At 59.5% G+C, this 23,684-nt stretch carries 20 protein-coding genes; 14 read left to right on the top strand and 6 right to left on the bottom strand.

Translation table 11 applies throughout. The annotated features are described in order from the left end of the window. Positions 1–3: 3 nt before the first annotated feature. Together ACE3PP_RS14755 and ACE3PP_RS14750 are read right to left on the bottom strand one after the other, a co-directional pair. Positions 4–684 (bottom strand): hypothetical protein, encoded by a 681-nt coding sequence (locus ACE3PP_RS14755; RefSeq protein ID WP_374383602.1) that lies wholly within the window; start codon positions 682–684, stop codon positions 4–6. A 6-nt stretch (positions 685–690) separates the two neighbouring features. Next, positions 691–2,508 (bottom strand): hypothetical protein, encoded by a 1,818-nt coding sequence (locus ACE3PP_RS14750; RefSeq protein ID WP_374383601.1) that lies wholly within the window; start codon positions 2,506–2,508, stop codon positions 691–693. A 390-nt stretch (positions 2,509–2,898) separates the two neighbouring features. On the opposite strand from ACE3PP_RS14750, the gene ACE3PP_RS14745 reads away from it, so the two are divergent. The 4 genes from ACE3PP_RS14745 (at position 2,899) to ACE3PP_RS14730 (ending at position 7,282) form a co-directional block, all read left to right on the top strand. Beyond that, positions 2,899–4,638 carry a fatty acyl-AMP ligase gene (locus ACE3PP_RS14745; RefSeq protein ID WP_374383600.1) on the top strand — a complete coding sequence of 580 codons (1,740 nt, stop codon included), beginning with the start codon at positions 2,899–2,901 and terminating at the stop codon, positions 4,636–4,638. Between the two features lie 15 nt (positions 4,639–4,653). Further along, on the top strand, positions 4,654–5,601 hold the full coding sequence (locus ACE3PP_RS14740) for an NAD-dependent epimerase/dehydratase family protein (RefSeq protein ID WP_374383598.1): 948 nt from the start codon (positions 4,654–4,656) through the stop codon (positions 5,599–5,601). Positions 5,602–5,784: 183 nt separating this feature from the next. Further along, positions 5,785–6,060, top strand: coding sequence for an acyl carrier protein (locus tag ACE3PP_RS14735; RefSeq protein ID WP_374383596.1), 276 nt, complete (start codon positions 5,785–5,787; stop codon positions 6,058–6,060). Between the two features lies 1 nt (position 6,061). Further along, on the top strand, positions 6,062–7,282 hold the full coding sequence (locus tag ACE3PP_RS14730; protein ID WP_374383594.1) for an aminotransferase class I/II-fold pyridoxal phosphate-dependent enzyme: 1,221 nt from the start codon (positions 6,062–6,064) through the stop codon (positions 7,280–7,282). Between the two features lie 66 nt (positions 7,283–7,348). Here the strand turns inward: ACE3PP_RS14730 and ACE3PP_RS14725 are convergent, their stop codons facing one another. From ACE3PP_RS14725 to ACE3PP_RS14710, 4 genes are read right to left on the bottom strand one after another with little or no spacing between them, the layout of a single operon-like run. Further along, positions 7,349–7,918: a DinB family protein gene (locus ACE3PP_RS14725; protein ID WP_374383592.1), complete on the bottom strand. Its 570-nt coding sequence runs from the start codon at positions 7,916–7,918 to the stop codon at positions 7,349–7,351. Between the two features lie 24 nt (positions 7,919–7,942). After that, positions 7,943–8,854 (bottom strand): hypothetical protein, encoded by a 912-nt coding sequence (locus tag ACE3PP_RS14720; RefSeq protein ID WP_374383590.1) that lies wholly within the window; start codon positions 8,852–8,854, stop codon positions 7,943–7,945. A 14-nt stretch (positions 8,855–8,868) separates the two neighbouring features. Next, a complete protein-coding gene (locus tag ACE3PP_RS14715) occupies positions 8,869–9,825 on the bottom strand; it encodes a diacylglycerol kinase family protein (protein ID WP_374383588.1) in 957 nt (318 codons plus the stop codon). 18 nt (positions 9,826–9,843) lie between these two features. After that, positions 9,844–10,959, bottom strand: coding sequence for a CDP-alcohol phosphatidyltransferase family protein (locus ACE3PP_RS14710; RefSeq protein ID WP_374383586.1), 1,116 nt, complete (start codon positions 10,957–10,959; stop codon positions 9,844–9,846). 197 nt (positions 10,960–11,156) lie between these two features. Here ACE3PP_RS14710 and ACE3PP_RS14705 point away from each other — a divergent pair, with 197 nt between their 5' ends. The 10 genes from ACE3PP_RS14705 to ACE3PP_RS14660 all read left to right on the top strand — a co-directional run bounded on the left by ACE3PP_RS14705 (position 11,157) and on the right by ACE3PP_RS14660 (position 23,676). After that, the gene (locus tag ACE3PP_RS14705) at positions 11,157–12,137 is read left to right on the top strand and encodes a metallophosphoesterase (protein ID WP_374383582.1); all 981 of its coding nucleotides are present in this window, start codon (positions 11,157–11,159) and stop codon (positions 12,135–12,137) included. Positions 12,138–12,178: 41 nt separating this feature from the next. Continuing rightward, positions 12,179–13,384 carry an LPS export ABC transporter permease LptF gene (lptF, locus tag ACE3PP_RS14700; RefSeq protein WP_374383580.1) on the top strand — a complete coding sequence of 402 codons (1,206 nt, stop codon included), beginning with the start codon at positions 12,179–12,181 and terminating at the stop codon, positions 13,382–13,384. Next, positions 13,381–14,472 carry an LPS export ABC transporter permease LptG gene (gene lptG, locus ACE3PP_RS14695; RefSeq protein WP_374383578.1) on the top strand — a complete coding sequence of 364 codons (1,092 nt, stop codon included), beginning with the start codon at positions 13,381–13,383 and terminating at the stop codon, positions 14,470–14,472. Before lptF ends, lptG begins: the two co-directional genes overlap by 4 nt. A 54-nt stretch (positions 14,473–14,526) precedes the next feature. Continuing rightward, a complete protein-coding gene (locus ACE3PP_RS14690) occupies positions 14,527–15,687 on the top strand; it encodes a CDP-alcohol phosphatidyltransferase family protein (RefSeq protein WP_374383576.1) in 1,161 nt (386 codons plus the stop codon). 112 nt (positions 15,688–15,799) lie between these two features. Continuing rightward, on the top strand, positions 15,800–16,588 hold the full coding sequence (locus ACE3PP_RS14685) for a sterol desaturase family protein (protein ID WP_374383574.1): 789 nt from the start codon (positions 15,800–15,802) through the stop codon (positions 16,586–16,588). A gap of 25 nt (positions 16,589–16,613) precedes the next feature. Further along, on the top strand, positions 16,614–17,750 hold the full coding sequence (locus tag ACE3PP_RS14680) for a dATP pyrophosphohydrolase (protein WP_374383572.1): 1,137 nt from the start codon (positions 16,614–16,616) through the stop codon (positions 17,748–17,750). Between the two features lie 7 nt (positions 17,751–17,757). Next, positions 17,758–18,558 (top strand): nucleotidyltransferase family protein, encoded by an 801-nt coding sequence (locus tag ACE3PP_RS14675; RefSeq protein WP_374383570.1) that lies wholly within the window; start codon positions 17,758–17,760, stop codon positions 18,556–18,558. A 117-nt stretch (positions 18,559–18,675) separates the two neighbouring features. Continuing rightward, positions 18,676–19,986, top strand: a complete 1,311-nt coding sequence (locus tag ACE3PP_RS14670; RefSeq protein WP_374383568.1) for an aminotransferase class III-fold pyridoxal phosphate-dependent enzyme — start codon at positions 18,676–18,678, stop codon at positions 19,984–19,986. A 34-nt stretch (positions 19,987–20,020) separates the two neighbouring features. After that, on the top strand, positions 20,021–22,930 hold the full coding sequence (locus ACE3PP_RS14665) for a molybdopterin oxidoreductase family protein (protein ID WP_374383566.1): 2,910 nt from the start codon (positions 20,021–20,023) through the stop codon (positions 22,928–22,930). Continuing rightward, complete coding sequence (locus tag ACE3PP_RS14660) at positions 22,927–23,676, top strand: 4Fe-4S dicluster domain-containing protein (RefSeq protein WP_374383564.1); 750 nt, start codon at positions 22,927–22,929, stop codon at positions 23,674–23,676. The genes ACE3PP_RS14665 and ACE3PP_RS14660 overlap by 4 nt, the downstream gene beginning before the upstream one ends. Positions 23,677–23,684 lie beyond the last annotated feature (8 nt).

The raw sequence follows: 23,684 nt of genomic DNA, 5'->3' as shown, positions 1-23,684 counted from the left end.
GAGTTAACTCACTATTTTCTCTATTGCTTGAGCCAAAGCCGTTCGCGTGTTCATTCCAGCGAGTTTGTCAATTGCACTGGCGGCAAAGGCACTGTCTAAATGGGTAATCCTTGCGGATATACTTGGCAATGCAAGGATATGAGCCGCCGCCATCCGGTGCGTTCCTCGTCGAACGTGGACGATCTCCCCGTTAGCCGCGATACCGAGGCAAATCTCATCATCGCCACTATAGCGATATCCATTCTCCGCCATGGACCTGTAGAGATCCAAATAGTAGCGGCAATAGTCCTCAATCTTCGCATCCGAATCGAAAATTCGCCCACGTCCATCGACGGGTCGACCAGCAAGCCAGCTTGCCTTCAACCACTGATAAAGACGTGTTCTTGCCAGATCGTCGCCATAATGGGCGATGTCCGACATATCCTTATAGGTATAAAGGTCTTCTACCCTATCCGAAGGCAAATCACCTAAACCTTCGATTAGAAAGCGGTTCTTGATGGGCGCAACTGCCTTAGCGGAAAGCTTCCGGGAAACCCGCCGCGGGTCGATTTTCACGCGCAGCACATCCCCAAGCAGGCGCTCGGCAACGGCGGCTTGGTCCCAGGCCGGATTGGATAGAGTGGGCCAAACCTTCAGGGAAAGAGGCGCCAAGCTGCGCCAGATGCCTCCATCCCCAAATGCCATGTGCCCTCAATAACCCCAGAGATGCTGAAGCCCCACGGCTCCGTTGGGCGACACACCTAGCACATGAGCGGTCAGATCCGCATCAGCAGACTTCACCTGCAGCGTTGCGATGCCGCTGTCGCCGACATGCTGCCGCAACGTCGGCAGAACATCATCCATCCAGATGATGTCGGAACCGAACGCCGGCAAGGTCGCGAAATAGCTCAGCCGCTCGCCTGCGTGATTGATAGCCGCCAGTTCCACCTTTGCCGGCATATCGTACTTCAAATTGCCGCTGGCATTGGCCACGAAAACGCCGGTGCGGAACCAGTCCCTTGTCCGCACGCGGCCGATAAGATTGGTGCGCCCCATAACACCGATCGAGGGATGCAGCCAGTGTGGCAGGGTCGGAATATCGGCACCGACGTTGCGCCACGAGGATTGAAACTCGGTGAAATCCTGGTCGCCGGTAACACGGTGGCGAACGGCCATGTCGGCCGTCGTCACCAGTCGCTGCGGTGCCAAGCCGATTTTGAGGTGATCCGGGCATACCATGGCCGTGACCACTTCGTTCTTGCGTGGATGTGACCAGTGCGCGAACACATCGCTCACATAGGCAGGCCCGACGAAATCCTTGTGATAACGCATCTCATCGACGAACCCGCCTTGGCGATCATAGAAGCGTAGCCAATAGTCGTCGAATGGCGGGTTTGATGCATCGAAATTGAACCCGAATTCAAGTGCATCGCCCGGCTGTGTCACCGGCAGCGTACAGGCATGAATCATGAAGCCGGCCTTGATCGCGGCTTCGACAATCCGACGCTCATCTGGCGTAAAGGCGATATCGTCGCGATTGTCGACGCCGACGCGGCAAAGATGGTTGGCCGCAATGGAGCCAATCTTCCCAGGCTGCTTGGAGAAACCCTCGTCCAGCGCGTACCAGAACGATGTTCCATAGCCAGCGTAAGAGGCAGCGAAATAGTTGCGCTCCTTTGCAGCCCCTGCCGGACGCTTGAAATGCACTTCCTCAACGGGACGATTGCGCGAACGCTTCAGCGCCGTCTTGCCGAGGCCGGTTCCGATCTGCACCTCATCGTCCGCCCCCATATCGAGATCGTAGTTCGGCACGGTCATGACGACCTCGCCGCCACGGATCACCGAATCAATCAGACGGAACGGCTGAACTTTGTTCGGATTTTTGAAGAACTGGTGCGAACCATGAATGATCGTGAAGCTGTCTTTCCAGAAAACATCGCCACAGATGCGGAACCGATAGTGCCGACCGCGAGTCAGGAAAGGATGTGCCACAAAGACCTTCATGCACACTGCGCCCTTCCGGTCAGGCATCAGTGATTTGAGGTTGAGATTGATCGACTGGCTTGGCCCCAGCACGCGATAGGTACGCCGGATTTCTCCTTCGGCGATGATCTCGAAGCGAAACTGGAGCGGATCCTTGATGCCGAAGAACTCTTCAAAATGATTGAATGCGAGCGCGTCCACATCTTCAATTTCAAGAGGCACCGCAGCTGTTCCGGCACAAAACTCCCAGTTCTGGGCGACCCAATGGACGGGCGTAGCAGGCGCGTGGGCATGAGCAAGTCGCAGACTGTAGCGGTACTTGGTGCCGACATCACTGCCGCCAGCCACTACCGCGTCGCAGTCTTTGATCGACGCCGCGTTCACTGGCTTGGCGCCGGCGGGCTGGTCGTTAATGATATCGGTCGAAATCCAGAACGCTTCCATCCCGTTGGCAGCAGCGCGGAACGTTTCGAAGAAACCTCGATCGCCGTGTACAGCAATGCGCTGCGCCCCGTCAGCGCGCAGCAGCTTCAGCACGTCTTCCAAGGACTGGCTGACCTTGGTCTTGGCGTCGGATGCCGCGACGGGCGGGGTTCCGGCCTTGAACTTCTGCTTCTTTGCCTTGGGCTTGGGAAGCAGCCAATCAAAGAGGCCGGTCGAACCAGCCTTTTGCCCCTTACCGTCTGCTTGCTGGCCTGCCGACAGTTCCATATCCGAGGTCTTCATTAGGCAACTTCCCTAAAAAGGACGCGCTCAACCTATGGTCCACTCAGCGCGTCCAATGCGCAATGCCTTGTCCGCGGTCCGGACATTTGCTATGGACCGCGAAATCCTAGGGGCCGCGAGGCCGACGTGCAATTCGTCATTCTGCGACCTAAAGTCCCACGACACCTGGATTAATCCGAAGCCAGAGCAGTCTTTGCAAGCCCGGAAATTATGACTTTGAAGCCGACCCCGACGACCAATACCCGCCTAAAACACCGCCGCAGCGATTTTAGCACGCTGTGGGAGGCGCTGGATTATGCTGCCGGTGGCGACACAGGGTTCAATTTCTATACAGCCAAGGGCGACTTGGCCCATGTGCTGACTTATGCCGACCTGCGAGATCGTGCCCTGGATTTGGCACAGCGATTCGCTGGAATCGGCCTGGAACGTGGCTCGCGTGTGGTCCTCGTCGCGGATACCGACCCCGATTTCGTGACCGCCTTCTTTGCAACACAATATGCCGGGTTGCTGCCCGTGCCGGTCGCCATCCCGACCAGCCTGGGCGGCAAAGAGGCCTATATCGCCCAACTCCGCCAGCAATTGTCCGGATGCGAAGCCAGCTTGGCCATTGCCCCTGTCTCGCTGATGGGTTTCCTGAGCGAAGCGGCGCAGGGCCTCACGCACCTGCGCATGGCCGGGCCGCTTTCCGAGTTCCTGGCTCTGCCGGGGAACAAGAGCCAGGCCAAGCCCTTCGCACCGGGTGAGCCCAGCTATCTTCAATTTTCCTCGGGGTCGACGCGCTTTCCGAAGGGGATCGAAATCCATCAGCGCGTGCTGATGGCCAATGCCTCGGGGATCACCTGCCACGGCCTTGATATTGTCGAGACGGATCGCTGCGTTTCGTGGCTACCTTTCTATCACGACATGGGCTTGGTTGGGTTCCTGCTGGTGCCCGCGACTGGGCAGGTCTCCGTCGACTATATCGCGACGCGTGACTTCGCCCGACGTCCGCTGACCTGGTTGAAGCTTGTCTCGGAAAATCGCGGCACCCTCGCCTACTCTCCGACCTTCGGCTACGAACTCTGCGTCAAGCGCATGCGCGGCGACACTGATTTCAGCGGCGATCTGTCAAGCTGGCGCGGCGCGGGTATTGGCGGCGACATGGTCCAGGATGCCATTTTGCATCGTTTCAGCGACACATTTGCACCGTTCGGCTTCAAGCATAGCGCCTTTGTGCCAAGCTATGGCATGGCGGAAACGACGCTCGCCATGAGCTTTGCCAATTTGGACAAAGAATACCGGGTCGATCATATCGACCGCGCCGATCTCGAGAACCAGATCGCAACACCAGTCACCCCGGGCAAGTCGGCCCGCAGCCTGGTTGCCTGCGGGCCCGCCCTTCCTGGCCACGCTTTTGAAATCCGCGACGAGGCCGGCAACCAGTTGCCGGAGCGCCGGATTGGCCGGATATTCTTTAAAGGCCCCAGCGTCATGACGGGCTATTTCCGCCAGCCGGAACTGACGGCCGAAGCCTTGAGCAGCGACGGTTGGCTCGATACCGGCGATCTCGGCTATCTGCTGGATGGCGAAATCGTCATCACCGGGCGGGCGAAGGATCTGATCATCATCAACGGCCGCAATATCTGGCCGCAGGATCTTGAATGGACGGCAGAGACCCTGCCGGATCTGCGTCGCGGCGATGCGGCCGCCTTCTCCATCGTCGGCGATGACGAGCAAGAGCAAATCGTCGTCTTGATCCAATGCCGGATCGGCGACCTTGCCGCCCGTACCAAGCTGAAACAGGACATTGCCGGCCTTTTGCAGCGCGCGATGGGTGTCGACGCTCGGGTCGAATTGGTACCGCCTAAGGGCCTACCGCAAACGTCGTCGGGAAAACTCTCACGCGCCAAGGCCAAAGCAAACTTCCTTCAAGGCGCCTATGCCGAAGCCGATCTCGGCATCAGTGCCTGATCCGGCTGCCGAGCGATGACCGGGCTGGTTGCCCTTACCGGCGCCACTGGCTTTGTGGGAAGCGCCATCGCCCGGCAATTGAGCGCAGCCGGGTGGCGGGTCCGTGCCCTGGTACGACGGATGCCGAGTTCCGCCCTGCTCGCCGGACATTCACTGGAAATTGTTCTGGGAGACCTAGACAACCGCGAGAGCCTCGGGCATCTCCTCCAAGGTTGCGACGCCATCGTCCATGGCGCCGGCTTGGTACGCGCTCTGAAGCCGCTCGACTTCTTCAAGGTCAACGAAGGCGGAACCCAGCAAATTCTTGAGGCTGCCGCCGAACATGCCCCGCGAGCACGCTTCCTGCAGGTATCTTCTCTCGCCGCCCGGGAGCCACAGCTTTCCGCCTATGCCGGCAGCAAGCACGCCGCCGAGCAAAAAGTTGCCGCGCTTGCCGGTGAACGTCCCTGGATCGCCCTGCGGCCACCCGCGGTCTATGGTCCGGGTGATGTCGAGCTGCTGCCGTTGTTCCAGGCAGCCAAGCTCGGCTTGATAGCCTATCCGGCGGCGGCCGGAGCCAGAGTCTCCACGATCCATGTCGATGACTTGGCCACGGGTGTGGCGACCATCCTGGCAGCATCCGACTGGTCGACCCGGATCGTCGAAATCGACGACGAACATCCGCGGGGCCACGATTGGCCGGAAATTTTGACGGCACTTGGAACCGCTTTTGGACGCCGCCCGACCTCCGTGCGCCTGCCTCGGTCAGCCATGACCCCCATTGCAGCTGTTGTGGGATTGATTTCCCAACTCCGCAAACAACCCCAGGTTCTGTCTGCCGAAAAAGTTGCCGAACTCTACCACCCCAACTGGGTTGCCGCCGGCCCCCGGCTTTCCGAGCTCGTCCGTTGGGAACCCCTTTTCTCCCTTGAGAAGGGTTTTGCCGACACGGCTCGCTGGTACCGTAGTCGCTCTCTGCTGTGAGGTTAGATTCCGGACTTAACTGCTTGGAATCGATAGCTTGTTACATTCGGTAACAATTCGTCATTTAACTTTAGCCCCAAAATTTACGACAACCTCCCTGAGGCTTGCGGCGCGAGTCGTCTGTCTCGCTAAGGGGTTCCCAAAGTTAGTAGATTCGAAACAAGAAAAGATTGGTTCAACACCGTGACGGCGAGCGCAGCAAATATCTCTGAACTCTCTCTCAACGAGGTTGTGGCGGAAATCGCCATCGCGCTTGTGCCGTTCAAGAAGTCCGACCTTGAGATCACTGCCGACACCGATATCGCGCACGATCTCAACATGGATTCCCTCGCGGTCATGGACCTGCTGATGGAGCTCGAAGACAAGTTCGATGTCTCCATTCCGCTCAATATGGTGCCGGAAATTGCCACGGTGGGCCAACTGGCCCAGACCGTGATCAATTCGAAGAAGGGGGCGTAAGATGGGGTTGCTGGATCGCTTCAAGACGCAGCGCGAGCTTCATGCTGCCGTCAAGACCTGCGGCGCTGATCCGTTCGGCGTGAAGATGGACAAGATCCTGTCGTCAACCGAGGCGTTGATCGAGGGCCGCCCCACCATCCTCTGCGGTTCCAATAACTATCTGGGTTTCACGTTCGACGCTGACTGCATCGAAGCCGCGAAGAACGCGCTTGATGCCAGCGGTACCGGCACGACTGGCTCGCGCATCGCCAACGGCTCCTACAACGACCACAAAGCGCTTGAAGCCGATCTCGCCGACTACTACGGCATGAAGCACTGCATGGTTTTCACGACCGGCTACCAAGCCAATCTCGGCGCGATCTCGACGCTGGCCGGTCCGGATGATTTCCTGATCATCGATGCCGACAGCCACGCCAGCATCTACGATGCCTGCAAGCTGGGCTCGGCCACGGTGATCCGTTTCAAGCACAATGACCCGGCCGATCTCGACCGCCGTCTTGCGCGCCTCGCCGACCAGCCGGGCAACAAGATCGTCGTGGTCGAGGGCATCTACTCGATGCTCGGCGATCATGCGCCGCTCAAGGAATTCGTTTCCGTCACCAAGAAGCATGGCGCTTATATCCTGGTCGACGAAGCCCATTCGATGGGTGTGATGGGCAAGACCGGCCTTGGCGTCGTCGAGCATGACGATGTTGTCGATCAAGTCGATTTCATCACCGGCACCTTCTCAAAGAGCATGGGGGCCATTGGCGGCTTCCTGGTATCCAACATTGAAGATTTCGATATCCTGCGCGTCGCCTGCCGGCCGTATATGTTCACGGCATCGCTGCCGCCGGCGACCGTCGCTTCCGTGCGGACGTCGCTGGCGAAGCTGCGCGCCAATCCTGGCCTGATGACCAAGCTTTGGCAGAACGTCGACACCCTCTACGAAGGCGCCCAAGCTGCCGGCTTCACCGTCGGCAAGCAGAAGGGTCCCGTTGTCGCGATTCACATCAATGACCCGGCTCTGGCGGCGCGTGCCTGGCGTGCGCTGTTGATGAACGGCGTTTATGTCAATTTGGCGCTGCCGCCGGCAACACCGTCAGGTACCGCTTTGCTGCGCTGCTCTGTCTCCGCCGCACATTCGACCGCGCAGCTGGAGCATGTGGTTGAAATTCTGACCCAGGTCGGCCGCGAGTTGGGCCTGCTGACCGAAACCGCACGCGCCGTTGCCGCCGAATAAGTATCTCGAGTAACTGCCTAAGACCTGATCCTTTGGGGCCGGCATGCAAATGCCGGCCCTTTTTGCTTAGGACAAGCCGCGCCAGACATCTTCTTCGCGCCAGCCAAGGTCCGCAAAATCCTCGGCACGGAGATGAGACTCTCCGGCGCAGAAAAATTCATCCAACTGAGGCGGCGGAACGGCGGTCCCAGCCATCATGGCATGGATCTGGCCGCGGTGATGGATCTGGTGCTCAAACAGATGCAGGAGGATCCGATCCGTCCTGTCCGTCTGAATGTGTGTGGCACGATGCATGTAAACGTTCGACGCCAGCTTCTCGGCGCTGAGACCAGCGCAAAATTGGACAAGCCTGCGGTCAACATCCTGCTGCGCCCTACGCAAAGAAGCAAACTCGGGATGGGGAACTTCGTTCTCCCAAGCCTTGGGGCCTAAGGTGCCGCCTTCTAGGGCGTCAACATAGAACCAGTCGACGACAAGTATGTGGTTGTAGGTCGCAACTATCGACGGGAAGAAACTGGTCCGCGTCGCTGCAAATTCATCGGCGTCAAGTTCCGCGCAACTCTTCAGCAATCGATGATTGGCCCAGGCATTGTTTCGCGCCATTGCCAGAAAATAGAGCGATGCGTCCGTGCTCATGGGCGATACATCCTTAGCAATAGACTATCTGAACGCGCCAAGCCGATACAGTTTCCATGCCAATCCGGGTGCCGCCAACAACGGATGCCTGCGCTGCCATTCACTGACCTCAATCACGACACCGGAATGGCGTCGTACTTTCCACATCACATAGTCGACGGCCCCATCGAAAGTGAACGCCGCCTTAATCAGGCGCATGTAGTTGAGCCTCTTGCCAAGCCTGCCGCGCCGGCGCCATTGGCGCAAGGCATCGGCACGAGAGACACGCGCGTACGGCTCATTGTCCATCAGCATCGTACCGATCCGGCGGTATCGCTCCTCATCGACAGAGACGATTGCCAGTGCGCGGTCGCTCTTCTCCGACCGCAATTCCGCCCCATAGGTCGCCTTGAACCCCTCCTGCCAAACCGCAACTGGGTCTGGCATGCCGTGCCCTTCGACCAACGGGCGCGCATTTTCGAACATCGTCCGACAAGCTTCTGCAAGCGCATTCGTCAGAGCTACCTCGACCTCTGGGCTGCGTCGCCACACCAGCCGCGCAGGCTGGCTGAAACGCGCCCAAATCGACACGTTATCGGCGGCGCGCCCACAGGCAGAAGTAAATTGGTCCAGGGACATGACGGCATATTTGGCGCGCAGATGCCCGCCGTCCCAGGGAATCTCAACATAAAAGACATTGGGCGGCAGGGCTGCATTCGCGGCAGCAAGCAGGGCACTCCCATAAGCACCGACGTAATTGTCGACGATGACATAGAAGTCGAGTAACGCGTCCTTCAGCGCCTGATCCGGCTGGCGCAGGCAAGAACCATAGAAAAGAACAGCGATCGCGGCTTGCTCATGCCGGCTGCGACAATACTCAGCCATAGCACTAGCCGCTGGTCCAACCGGCAACCGCAGCTCTTCGGAAATCAGATCGGCAATTTGGTCGGTCGCCATTCCCGCCTATCCGGTCAGAAACGATGGAAACGCATCACCGGGCCGGCGCTGATGACAACACGCCCATTGGCCGGGGGCTCGAAACATTCTCCATCAATCATCACGGGCGTGCTCATTTCAAGCTCCAGCTTTTCCATGCGCCGGCTGATATAACCTGCTTCCGCCATCCAAGGTCTGGGCTTGCCCCGCAACACGGCGAGCGCCGCCCTGGCGAAGCGACGCGGTGGAGAATCGATCGACGTCAATTTCAGGCGCCCCGGCCCATCGCCCCAAAACGGAGCAACGCCAGGCAGAACCGAATTCAGAGTAGACGCCAGGAACATGAAACAGTCGCGGCGTTCATACCGGCCATCAATCGTGAAGCCGATGGATTCGCCATGAAACCCGGAACGCGGGCCCGGCCCGAAAGCGAGGATTTTCAATATGGACCAGGCGATGCCGAGCTTGGCTGCAAAGGTCTGCTTGGCGCCCAACGAGTGAATGTCACGGCGCACGAGCTGGGTACCCTGATAGAAACCGACACCGCCGACCAGAAAGCCACGCTCGATCACGCGGTCATCCCCAAAATCGACGGAAAGAACCGGCCGCTCCATAACTTCACCAGGCTCGCCCGCCTCCACCCGCTCGACCAATTGCTTCAAGCCGGCTGCAGGAAGCCCTGGCTGACCAACTTCGTGGGCAATCACATTGGTCATACCGGCCGAAAGAAGACTGACGCAAGGTGGCTTCTGGAACGGACTGTTGTTGAGCAGCGCGGAAACGACCGCGAGCACCGTACCATCACCACCACTCACAACAAGATGTGTGACGCCGGCCTCGGCCAGCTCGGCAAGGCATCCCGGCAGTTCATTGATGTGATGAAACGAATGGTGCTTCACCTGCGGATGTGCGGCAAGCAACTGATGGATCTCACGCATCGAGATCTTATTGCGTTTACTGTGCGCATTGCTGATGACGCCGATCTTTACCATTGTGCCGCCGCCACCTCTTCAGGCCGCTTCCGTCAGCCAAGACTGCAGCCGCGCGCCACTGGCACGCGCTGCAAAAGCCTGGCCGATGCGAACACAATGGAAGACGAATGAGATAATCGTCCACCAAGCGACGAGCTCGAAACCGAGGGCCGGCGCACCGAAAATGACCGCCATCGTCAAGATGATGAGGTTCGGATTGCGCCGCGCGGTGATCTGCCGAAAGGCAGAGTCGAGCGGCCGCCAGATATGCATTTCAATTCCGAACTGCCAGATGAACAGGCCTTCCTGGCCACGACCGAGAATATAGCCGGCGATGATGACCCAGAAAGTCCAGGGCGCGACGACCGCAGCGCCACCCAATCCGACATACCACGCCCAGTACCAAAAGGGTGGATGGACGAGATCCGTTCCGTGATCGAAGACATTGCCCCACTTGCTGGACGTCAGCGTGACCCGCGCCAACTTGCCGTCGACCGTGTCTAGAAAGCACATGGCCCAAGCAGCGATCAGACCAAGCCCAAAGGCCCCGACAGCAAAGGCCCAAGTCGCCAGCAGGACGCAGATGAAACTGACCAGGGTTACCATATTCGGCGAAATGCCGGACCGTGCACAGAAGCGGGTCACATAGAGTGCCGGGACCGGCCAGATATGCTTGGTCACCACGTCGGTGACCCCCTTGTAGGATTCGAGATACATGCGCCGCTCGATGGCAGCGACGCCGATTTCATCCAAGCGCAGCAGATAAGGGGCACCTTTGCGCCGCAATGCTTTGTTGTAGTTGCTGGCGAGGCCAGCAGCGTCGACGGTGGTAAGATCGGGCGATAACAGCGCCGTCGCACCAGCTTCAATTGCCGCCTGCGCTGCAGAAATTTCAGCGTCGGTGCGTCCGTGAGCCGCGACCGGGCGCCCCCGTTGATCGACCAGGACCTTACCCGGCTGTTGAAGCAGTGCTTTGACCAGGGCCTCGTCGTAGATGACGTCGGCCCGTATGACCAGGTGCCGAGGGTTGCTCCCTTCGCTTCCAGCGCGCGAAATCGCCTTCTCCAGGCGCTGGCGGGGCGTCAGGCCCCAGACAGCGGCATCCGACTCGTGGACGAAGGTTGGGCCACTCCGGCTATCTATTTGATCAGACATGATATTATTTCGCCCGTGGCGACTTGAAGGAGATTTGTTAAACCTGATTGGGGCAGCCCGTCCAGCCAAATCATTCAGTCGCCAGACCCTGCGTTAGATGCTTGACCGGACGGGATAATCGGCCCAGATAGGGCGACTTGGCGAGGCGTTCGTCCATCGGCGGCGCCACCGATTGGATTCCCAATAAGGATCGTTGCGTGACTGGCTTTACCCTGGCGCATTTCAGCGACCCTCATCTTGGGCCACTTCCCGCCGCTGGTTGGCAGGAACTCGCCAGCAAGCGGATCACAGGTTTTCTTTCCTGGAAACGAAACCGGGTGAAAATTCACCAGCCCCGCATCCTCGACCTCCTTCTCCAGGACCTCAAGGCACAGCAATACGATCATCTCGCCATCACGGGGGACCTGATCAATATATCCCTGCCGGATGAATTCAAAGCTGCAGCGGCCTGGCTGCAGCGTGTCGGGAAACCGGCTGACGTCACAATCATCCCAGGCAATCATGATGCCTATGTGGAAGTTCCCTGGGCGCAATCGCTGGGGCTATGGGCAGACTATATGCACGGTAGTCGCACGGTCGGCGCGCAGGACACTCAGCCGGCAAGTTTTGAAGACTTTCCCTTCGTTCGCCGGCTCGGCGATGTCGCCCTGATCGGCACGTCAACCGCCTTGCCGATGCCGCCTTTCATTGCGGCCGGGCGATTGGGCGAGGCTCAATTGTCACGTCTGCGGACCCTCCTGACCGATCTGGGGCGGCAGGGACTGTTTCGCATCGTGCTCATTCATCACCCGCCATTCGGCGGTGGTGCCTACAAGCGCAAGGCACTGCTGGATGCCTCTGCGTTCCAGCAGGTTCTGGCTGAAGCCGGCGCTGAACTGGTTCTGCACGGACATACCCACGTGTCCGGCCTGGCCTACATTAAGCGACCGCAGGGACCGATTCCTGTCATTGGCGTCCCTTCCGCCTCGGCGGCGCCCGCGGGACACAAGGACGAATCGCGTTACCATCTCTATCGAATCAACCGGACCGAGGGCGGCTGGCGGCTTGGTATTGACGTTCGCGGCCTAAATCTCGCACAGGATGCCTTCACCGCCCAGGGGAGTATGGAACTGGCGATTCCCTTGATAGTATCAGACACCAATATGGCACCTGGAGTGACTACCGGGGCCGCCGCATGACAACCCGCGCCAGACCAACGGCTTGAGGCAGTTACTCTTCGATGAAGTTTCTCCGCATCGATATTTACATCTTGAAGCGTGTCGCCCTGCCGCTGTTGGCCACGGTCGGCATTGCCATGGCCGCTCTGTTGCTGGAGCGCCTGATCCGTCTTCTCGACCTTTTTGCAAATCGCGGCGGGCCGATGAACATCGTCCTCAAAATGCTCGCCAACCTGGTGCCGCATTACCTGGGGATTGCAGTGCCGGCAGCTCTCTTCGTCGGTGTTCTCTATGCCAGCATGCGTCTCTCATCCGACAGCGAGCTCGATGCCATGCGCGCCAGTGGGCTGTCGCTGCGGCGCCTGATGTTGCCGATCCTCGCTTTGTCGGTCGTCCTTGTCATCGCTAGCGCCTATCTCATCGGTTTCCTGCAGCCCTACACCCGCTTTGGCTATCGCGCCCTTGTCCATCTTGTGGTCGAGACCGCCTGGGATTCGGCGATCGAGCGTGGCGCCTTCTTCACTGGCTTCGGCGGGAAGACGATCCTCATCGGCGATATTTCCGAGGGTGGCAATCGCCTGTCCAAGATCTTCGTCAAGGAAGTTGATGAGAACGGCAAAGATTTGGTGACGACTGCCGAAACTGGTCAGCTGGAGCGCAGTTCCGATCTGACACTTGTGCTGACGTTGCACAACGGAATCCGCACCGAAGCCGTCCCGGGAACGACAGACACAAAAGCCGTCGCTTTCAAGGAACTGGAACTGCCGATGGAGACGATCGCTCCAGAGCCGTTCCGCAATCGCGGGGAACGCGAGAGCGAGCTAGACTTCATCGAATTGCTGCAGGCTTACTTCAACCCGCCCACAACATTGCATATCGAGGATATCAAGGCCGAATTGAACAGCCGTCTCGTCCGTACGATTTCCATCGTCTTTCTGCCCTTGCTCGCCATGCCAATCGGCGTCTCATCACGACGAACATCGAAAGGTGTTCGTATGCTAGCGGGTATTCTGTTCCTCGTTGCCTATTTCCAGATTCTGCAGTTCGGCCGAGATGCGGTAGGCAGCGCCATTCTCGGGCCAATGGTGGCATTGTGGATTCCATTCGCGATCTTCGGCGCGGTCAGCATCTGGTTGTTTCATCTGGCGAACTCGCGCCCCGGCGCCGACCCCTTGGCGCACGTGTTTGAATCGATCTCCGACGGCACGGATTGGGTGATGGCCCGTGTGCGGCGATATCTGCCGCGCCGCCGGGAGGCTGCGGAATGAGCACTTTTTCGCGCTACGTGCTGAAGAACTTCCTCTGGCAGTTCATGCTGCTGTTGATCGGCTTCACGGCACTGTTGCAGCTTTTCGATCTGCTCAACAACAGCGCCGACATCCTGCAGGATCATATGGGGCAGATGAGCGCGCTGCTGGAGTATGCCGCGCTGCGCGTGCCTGAGATCGTCTCCTTCCTCGTCCCCTTCGCCGTCCTCATGGGCGCGCTGGTAACCTTGGGCAAGATGGAAACCAACAACGAGATTATGGCCTACAAGGCGGCGGGCGCTCCCTACTTCACCGTTCTTTGGGCATTTCTCCCGGCCGTTGGCATTGTCGCCTTTCTTCACTTCATTGTTGCCGATCAGGTCGTACCGCGATCCATCCAGGCATTGATCGCCCGCGATCTTTCGGTCGAACGTTCAAAATCCAAAAACGAAGCCAAGGATGAGCCGTTATTCGTTCAGGAAGGAAATTCGGTCGTCGAGGCTGGAGCTGTCGGGCAGGAAGGTAGCATCCTCAGCCATGTTCGGATCTATCAACGCGATGACGTGGGTAAGATCGTCAGCCAGATCTACGCAAACGAAGCGCGCTTCGATGCCAAAGATGAAAAATGGAAACTGTCCAATGTCTGGACTGCCGTTGTCCCGGCTGACGATGCGGTGCAGACGACATATAGTGCGACTTGGGAGTGGAAGACGCGCCTGACGCCGGCCGAGTTTTCAGACCTTGTTGAAAGACCGCAGGCTATGACTCTGGGAAAGCTCACTGGCTTTGTGGCATCGACGCAGGTGGGCGTGCGTCCGACCTATTTCTACAAGACTTGGATGCTAAAGCGCATCGCGCTCCCGGTCAGTTCCATCCTCATGATCCTTCTTGCAGCACCTGTCGCGCACTCACTGCATCGACGCGAACGTGGACTCGCTATGGGGATGACCTTCGGTTTTGGCCTGGGCTTTCTCTATTTCCTGACTGATGGACTAGTGCTCTCGCTAGGTGAATCTGGCGCCGTCCCGCCCTTCCTCGCCGCTTGGCTTCCCATCCTGCTTTTTGCTGCGGTCGGCGGCGCGTGGCTGATCAAGCAGGAAGGCTATTGAGGCATGAAGCTGTGGATCGATGCCGCGCGCTCGAGTTCCGAGCGGGTCTTCGGCATGGACCTGATCGAGCGCCACCTGAAGGCTGTTCGGCACCAGAAGCTCGACCTCAGCGAGGTGATCATCGACGTTGGTGATCGGGTTCCGCCGCAATGGAAGACTGATCCCCAGCTCGCCTGCTCCGTCACCATCGTTTCCGGCATCGGCGATTGTGGTCAACGGTTACAGCAGGCCCTGGCGAAAGGCGAGACGCTGATTGCCACGGACGCAGCAAGCCTTGCCGATGCAAGATTGTATCGCTTCCTGGCCGATCGGATGCAAAGCGGCGCCGTTCGTGAAAACGGAAGTGCCATCGGCCGCATTGAACCGGCGGACGCAGCGTCCATCTTGTCGGCACCGACATTGGATGCCGCCCTCGCCCACCTACCCGAAGTCCGCCAAGATGACTTCCCATCCTTCGTGGCCAAGCTGCGGCGCTCTTTGCCCTACTACCTATTCACGGTCAGCAACGAAGCAGAGCGGAAGGATGTGGAGAAGTTTCTCTTCTGGTCGAACTACAAGGGCTCGACCGACTTCTTCACCAAATATGTCTACCCGCCGCTCGTCTGGGCGATGGTGCCGACATTGGCACGCGCCCGGATACACCCCAACACGGTGACGATCGTCAGCATCATTCTGACTATTCTCGCCGTGCCATTGTTCGCGGCCGGTCATTTCTGGTGGGGCTTTCTCTGCGCCTATGGCATGAGCGTGCTGGATTCTGTCGATGGCAAGCTCGCGCGATTGACCTTCACGGATTCCGCACTCGGCAATGTGCTGGACCACGGGCTGGATATCGTGCATCCGCCGTTCTGGTATTTCGGGTGGGCCATCGGGTTATTGGGCGGATGGTCAATGGCGACGATTGAGAATCCACTGTGGCAGGCTGCTTGGTGGATGCTGGGCCTCTATATCCTCGACCGCCTAATCCTGTCCATCTATCGGGCCAAATACAAAAAGGGCCTCCATACACACGCACCGATGGATGGTGTTGTGCGTACGTTCATTTCTCGCCGCAACATAAATCTTCCTTTATTTACAGTTTGTTATGCGGTCGGATGGGGTGAAGAAGCCTTCTATTTCATTGTCCTGTGGCAGGCAATCACTTGCGCCTATCACGGGCTGAGGACGCTTTGGATCCTGGCAACCTACCGACCGGCATCACCGGGCCTTGACTGAGCCGCGGCGAAGTTGCGCATTGGGCATCGCCTGCTTGCTGTAAAACGTTGATCCGACTAGATTACCGACAAATCCTGAACCTTTGAGAATTCTAGCGAGCGAGTCGACCGCCATGCTTCGTTTCGGCTTTTGGAAAGACCGGACCCACAACTTGTCCCGCATGTCGCTGGGCGATCTTGTGGCGGCCTTTGCCACATACCCCTCCGTTCACGCCTATGTCGGACTGGCAGCCATCAGCTTCTACTTCGTCTATCGCTGGTACACGGGTTGGCTGCCGCTGGTCGCGGCCTTCGCCCTCGCGGTCCTCGTCTATCCGGCTGTCTGGTACGCGCTGCACCGCTGGGTCTTGCACAGCCAGTTTCTCTATAAATCGCCGCTGACCGCCAAGGTCTGGAAGCGAATCCATTTCGATCATCACCAGGACCCGCACAATCTGGTCGTTTTGTTCGGCGCGCTCTACACCACGCTGCCGACCATCGCCATTGTGACGATGCCGATCGGTTATGCCGTTGGTGGCCTGCCGGCGGCCGCAATGGCTTTCGGCACGGGCCTTCTGACCACCTGCTTCTACGAATTCTGCCACTGCGTACAGCATCTCAATACCAGCCCGAAGACCGCTTTCATGAAGCGCCTGAAGCAACTGCATATGTGGCATCACTTCCACAATGAGCAGGGCAATTACGGGATCACGAACTTCCTTTGGGACCGCTTGGGCGGCACCTATTACACCAAGGCCTCGATGGTCCCCAAGAGCCCCACCGTGTTCAATATCGGCTACACGGCCGAGATGGCGGAGCGCTATCCCTGGGTGGCGAAGCTTTCCAATAACACACGTGGCGACGGGAACCCGCGCCGCTTCCGCATGAACGACAGCGCTTCGGACAGCAATCCGGCCGCCTGACAATTCCATTTTAGAGGCACGCCAGATGGCCCAGATTGAAGTTCTCCCGGTCAACGACAAGGCCGGCGTGAAGGCTTTCATTGCGCTGCCCAAGCGCCTCTATCGTGGCCAAAAGGGCTATGTTCCGCCCCTCGACATGGAGCGCGACGAAGTTCTTTCCACCAGCAAGAATCCCTATTTCACGCATGCGAAGGCCCAGTTGTTTGTGGCCAAGCGTGACGGCAAGGTCGTCGGTCGCATTTCGGCACAGATCTGCCAGCTGGAACAGAAGCTGCGCCCTGGTACCGGGCAATTCGGCTGGATCGATGCCGAGGACGACCCGGCAATCTACAAGGCACTGATCGATGCCGCAGCCCAGTGGCTAAAGGCGAATGGCGCCGCGCGGATGGTCGGCCCGTTCAGCTTCTCCAGCAACGAAGAAACCGGCCTGCTGGTCGATGGCTTCGACAGCCTGCCGATGCTGATGATGCCCTATCATGCGCCCTATGCCGGTGGCCATATCGAGGCTGCCGGATTGGTCAAGCTAAAGGACGTCATCGCCTACGATCTCGACAAGACAAACTACAAGCCGGTCGGATCGTCGCGTATGCTGGACAAGCTGCAGGCGGATGGAACGATCCGCATGCGCGGCCTCGACATGAAGAACTACACCCGCGATCTCGGCTTCATCCTCGACATCTTCAATGATGCCTGGGCGGACAATTGGGGCATGATCCCCTTCACGGCCGACGAGATCGCCGCCGCGGCCAAATCGATGAAACCGCTCATCGACCCCGATTTGGTCGTTATTGCCGAAGTGAAGGGAAAACCTGCCGGCATGCTCGTTTGCCTCCCCAATTTGATGGAGGCCATTCGCGACTTCGACGGGTCGCTGTTGCCCTTCAATGTCTTCAAGCTGATCTGGCGCCTGAAGATGAACAAGCTCAAGACCAGCCGCATTCCCTTGATGGGCATTCGTCGCGAACATCATGGTTCGGTTCTCGGCGCAACCCTTCTGCCCCTGATGTTCGACCGCCTCAAGGCCCCCTTCTTGAAGCGGGGTCTGGAGCGGGTCGAGATGTCTTGGATTCTCGAAGACAATCAGCCGATGCGGCGCGTGATCGAGGGGGTGGGCGGCAAGGTCTACAAGACCTATCGCATCTACGAAAAGTCCCTGGCCTGATCGGCATATGTCCGCTTCGGCTTTCAATGCACTGATCCTGGCCGGCAACCGGCGCGAGGGCGACAGCGTCGCTTCCCTCACTGGCGTCAGTCACAAGGCCCTGGCGCCGATCAACGGCATACCGATGCTGCTGCGCCTATACCGCACCTTGCGCAACAGTGCTGGCGTTGGCGATGTTCACGTCTGCATTGACGATAGCTCGCTGCTGGAGGGGATTCCGGAACTGGCCGCGGCTCATGCATCCGGCATGCTGAAGGTCATATCGCCCGCTGAAAGCCCGGCCGCCAGCTTGGCCAAGGCCCTGATGGAGATCGGGCTCGAAAGACCGCTCCTCACTACCACAGCCGACCATCCCCTCCTCACGCCCGAGATGGTTGCCCATATCCTCGCCAAGGCGCCGGCTGATGCGGAACTTTGCGTGGGACTTGCCGACGCGCGAACCGTTACAGCCGTTTATCCTGACGCCATCAGGACCTTCTACCGCTTCCAGAAACAACGCGTCAGCGGTTGCAATCTCTTCTTGGCCACCGGCGACGGCGCCCGAAAGGTGGCAGCCTTTTGGCAGCGGATGGAGCGCCATCGTAAGCGGCCGCTGCGCTTGGTCTGGGAAATCGGCCCGATTGCCCTCGTCCGCATGGTCCTGGGCCAACTCAGCCTGGATGCCGCCTTCGACTATGTCTCTCGATTGACTGGCGCTCGCATCAGGCCAGTGCTTCTCCCATTCGCCGAAGCCCCGATCGACGTCGACAAGCCCGCTGACTACCAGTTAGTCAGCGAAATTCTCCGCCGCCGCGAAGGGACAGCATAAGGGCCCCTGGCCCCCGGAATTCGCCCTACCTGCCCCCTTGGCTTTTGCTGGCGCCGGGACCTAGGATTGTCGCAAATGGGCCTGTGAAATGGCTGCGGCGATTCGGGAGATCTGACGATGCAATACACGGCGAACACCCTCGAAAACCACTGGATGCCCTTCACCTCCAACCGCGACTTCAAGGCGGAGCCCCGCCTGATGGTCAAGGCGCAGGGCATGCACTATTGGAACCACAAGGGCGAAAAGCTGATCGACGCTTCGTCCGGCCTTTTCTGTTGCGCCGCCGGCCACGGCCGGACCGAGATCACCGAGGCCGTTCACGCCTCGATGAAGGAAATCGACTACACCCCCCATTTCCAGGTCGGGCACCCCTCATCTTTTGAGCTCGCCCGCAAGGTCGCCAAGATCACACCGTCGGACCTCGACTATGTGTTTTTCTGCAATTCGGGCTCCGAGGCCGTCGAAACGGCAATCAAAATCGCCCTTGCCTATCACGTGGCCAAGGGCGAAGGGCAGCGCACCCGCTTTGTCAGCCGCGAGCGTGCCTATCACGGCGTCAACATCGGCGGCGTCTCCCTTTCTGGCATGGTGCGCAATCGCGAAGCCTTCGGCGCTGTCATGCCGGGTGTCGCACACCTCCGCCACACCTGGAGCCCCGACGCCCGCTTCACACGCGGTCAACCTGAAGACGGGGCCGATCTCGCCAACGACCTGCAGCGCTTTGTCGATCTCTACGGTCCGAAATCGATCGCGGCCTGCTTCGTCGAACCGATTGCCGGCTCGACCGGTGTTCTCATTCCGCCGAAAGGCTATCTCGAGCGCCTGCGCGAAATCTGCGACAAGAACGGCATCCTGCTGGTGTTCGATGAAGTCATTTGCGGCTTCGGTCGCACGGGCAAGGCATTCGCCGCACAGAGCTTTGGCGTAACCCCGGATATCATCACCATGGCCAAGGCGCTGACGAACGGCGCACTGCCGATGGGCGCTGTTGCCGTCAGTGAAAAGATCTACCACACGGTGACGAGTTCAGCGCTCGACGGCGCTGTCGAATTCTTCCACGGATATACCTATTCGGCCCACCCGGCTGCCTGTGCTGCTGGCATCGCCGCACTCGACGTCTACGAAAAGGAAGGCCTTTTCGAGCGGGCGGCCGAAATGTCGCCTTACTTCCTCGACCGCATGTATTCGTTGCAGAGCGTCAAGGCAGTTACCGACATTCGTGGTTATGGTATGCTGTGCGGGATCGATCTGGCGCCAGCCGCACGTCCGGGCTTGCGCGGTTTTGACGCCACCAAGCGGCTGTTCGCCAAGGGGCTTCACATCAAATTCACCGGTGATGCAGGGATTTGCGCCCCGGCACTCGTCGCCACCAAGGCGGATATCGACGAGATATGGAAGATCTTCAAGGAAGTGTTCAGCGAGTATTGATGCCGACGCAGCAAGCCGGATTTCCCCAAATCTCATGAGCAAGCCGCGCTTTCTTGCCGAGAAGATCGCCGCACCCGCCGATCAGCCAGGTGAGCAGATAATTGCTTACTCGGTTCCGGCCGACGACGAGGTCAAGACGACGACCTGCTACATGTGCGCCTGCCGTTGCGGCATCAAGGTGCATTTGAAAGACGGCCGTATTCGGTACATCGAAGGCAATCGGGATCACCCGGTGAACAAGGGTGTCCTGTGCGCCAAGGGTTCGGCCGGGATCATGACGCAATATTCGCCGGCACGGCTCACCAAGCCGCTGAAGCGCGTCGGCGAGCGCGGGGCCGGCGAATTTGTCGAAATCGAATGGGACGAAGCGCTCGCCCTTGCCACCGAACGCTTGGCGAAAATTCGCGCCACGGACCCGAAGCGCCTTGCCTTCTTCACTGGGCGGGACCAAAGCCAGGCCTTGACCGGTTGGTGGGCTTCAAAGTTCGGCACCCCGAATTTTGCCGCTCATGGTGGTTTCTGCTCCGTCAACATGGCGGCAGCCGGTCTCTATTCCCTGGGCGGCGCCTTTTGGGAATTCGGCGAGCCGGATTGGGAGCACACCAAATATTTCCTGATGTTCGGTGTCGCCGAGGATCATGACAGCAATCCGATCAAGATCGGCCTCGGCCAACTGAAGGGTCGACCGGCCGACAATCGTGCGAAGTTCGTCTCTGTCAATCCGATCCGGACCGGCTATTCGGCCATTGCTGACGAATGGATCGGCATCAAGCCCGGCACCGACGGGCTCTTCGTTCTGTCGCTCATTCACGAATTGCTGCGCACGAATCGCATCGACCTCGAATTCCTGGTGCGCTACACAAATGCGCCTTGGTTGATCATCCAGGCACCTGATACCGAAGAACACGGCTTGGTCTATCGCAATCAGGAAGGCGATCCACTTTGCCTCGACCGCTCGACGGGACAGTTCGTCGACGCGCTGCAGGCCGGGATTGCACCGCATCTCGTCGGCCCCGTCATCCTCCCCGATGGCAGGCCGGCGCGGACGGTCTTGGACCTGATGGTCAATCGCTATCTCGACAAGGCATATGCGCCCGACAAGGTCGGGCCGCAGATCGGCTTGCCGGCAGCAACAATCGAGCGCATCGCTGCCGAGCTAGCGGATGTCGCCTTCGAACAGACTATTGAGATCAAGACACCTTGGACAGATTGGGCCGGCCGTCGCCACGAGAGCTTCATCGGTCGCCCGGTCTCGATGCATGCGATGCGCGGTGTCTCCGCCCATTCCAACGGTTTCCAGACTTGCCGCGCCATTCACGTGCTGCAGATGCTGCTTGGCAGCGTCGATTGCCCCGGTGGCTGGCGTTACAAGCCGCCTTTCCCGCGCGTGCCCGGCTCGGGGCCGACGCCGTCGCCGATGGTCGGTCCAAATCAGCCACTTGCCGGTATGCCGCTCGGTTTCCCGCAGGGGCCGAAGGATCTGCTGGTCGATGGAAACGGTCGACCACTGCGTATCGACAAGGCCTATTCGTGGGAAGCGCCGCTTGCCCTCCACGGCCTCATGCACATGGTCATCCACAATGCGTGGAAGGGCGATCCCTACCCGATCGACACGCTTTTCCTCTACATGGCCAACATGGCCTGGAACTCGTCCATGAACACGGCGGGGACCATGGACATGCTGAAGGACAAAGACCCCACGACCGGCGAATATCGCATCCCTTACGTCATCTACAGCGACGCCTATTATTCCGAGACCGTTGCCTTCGCCGATCTGGTTCTTCCCGACACGACCTACTTGGAGCGCTGGGATTGCATTTCGCTGCTCGATCGGCCGATCAGTCATGCCGACGCGGCCGGCGATGCTATCCGCCAGCCTGTTATCAAGCCGGACCGCGATGTCCGACCGTTCCAGGACGTTCTGCTCGATTTGGGCGCACGGCTCAAGTTGCCGGGCCTCGTGACGGAAGATGGCCGCGCGCTCTATCCGGACGGCCTCAAGGATTATATCCTGAAGCACGAGCGCAAGCCCGGCATCGGCATGTTGAGCGGCTTCCGAGGCGATGGAACCGAGGAAGGCCGCGGCAAGCCGAACCCCAATCAGATCGAGCGCTACATCGCCAACGGCTGCTTCCATAAAATGGTGATTCCGCAGGAGGCGCGCTTCAACCGCTTCGGCAATCTCGATTACCTGAAATGGGCGACAGCGCGCGGTCTGATCGACAGTCCGGACCCGATGATTCTGCAGCTCTATTCCGAACCCCTGCGGCGCTTCCAACTGGCCGCCGAAGGTTTCGGGCCTAAACAGCCGACCAATGACGCGGATCGCGCACGTCTCCTCGCCTATTCAGACCCGCTGCCTGTCTGGTACGCACCGCTCGGCGAGGCGGAGACGGCGGATGGCTTTCCGCTCCATGCGCTCACCCAGCGCCCGATGCACATGTATCATTCCTGGGGCACGCACAATGTGTGGCTGCGGCAATTGCAGGCACGCAACCCGCTCTTCGTCCATCGCGAGACGGCCGCCACCTTCGACCTCGCCGACGGTGACTGGGTTTGGATCGAAAGTGCGCATGGCCGCGTCAAAGCCGAAGTCAAGCTGATGGATGGCGTCCATCCCGGCACGGTCTGGACCTGGAACGCGATCGGCAAGCGCAAGGGTGCCTGGAACCTGGTGCCGCAGGCACCGGAGGCAAAGTCCGGGTTCCTCCTCAACCACGTCATCAGCGAATTGCTGCCGCCGCGCGAAGATGGTTACCGGTACACCAATTCCGACCCCGTCACCGGGCAGGCGGCTTGGTTCGACCTGAAGATCCGCCTTCGGAAATGCGCCGCCGGTGAAGAAGGGGCGACCGAGCCGAGCTTCGCGCCACAGCCGCCGCGCGGGTCCGAACCGGCGCGGACCGTCCGCTACGGCGCTGAATTCAAGAAGGGCGCCGAATGACCTCCCTTCCCGCCAATCCGTCGTCGCGGCGCCTCGGCCTCGTCATCGATCTCGACATCTGCGTCGGCTGCCATGCTTGCGCCGTCAACTGCAAGGAATGGAATGCTGGCGGCCATATGGCGCCGCTGACCGATTTCGACGCCTTTGGTGAGAAACCGAGCGGTGTCTGGTTCAACCGCATCCACACCTTCGAAGCCGGCGAAGGCGCCAGCGGCCGTACGGTACACTTTCCGAAATCCTGTCTTCATTGCGAAAAGCCGGATTGCGTCACTGTCTGCCCAACCGGCGCTTCCTATAAACGCTCGGCCGACGGCATTGTCCTCGTGAATGAGGATATGTGCATCGGCTGCAAGCTCTGTTCCTGGGCTTGTCCCTATGGCGCGCGCGAGTTCGATGCCGATGTCGGCGTCATGAAGAAATGTACGCTTTGCGTCGACCGCATTTACAACGAGACATTGGATGCTATTGAGCGGGTGCCGGCCTGTGTCTCTACCTGCCCGGTGGGCGCGCGCCATTTCGGCGATCTCGGCGATCCGCAATCGAGCGTCTCCCAGCTGGTCGCGGAACGCGACGGCTATGATTTGATGCCGGAAATGGGCTACCGCCCGACCAACAAATATCTGCCGCCCCGGCCGCGTCAGGTGACGACGTCTTGCGCCGAGCAGCCGGCACCACCATCGCCTGGGCATGTCGAACTGGCAGCACATCCCTTCCTGCGCTGGGTCGACCGGCTGCTCACCCGCTAAAGGCCCAG

The sequence above is a fragment of the Dongia sp. genome, from assembly GCF_041910485.1.
Taxonomy (GTDB): domain Bacteria; phylum Pseudomonadota; class Alphaproteobacteria; order Dongiales; family Dongiaceae; genus Dongia.
Note: the sequence above shows the minus strand (reverse complement) of the source record. Positions and strands in the feature narration are given on the sequence as shown.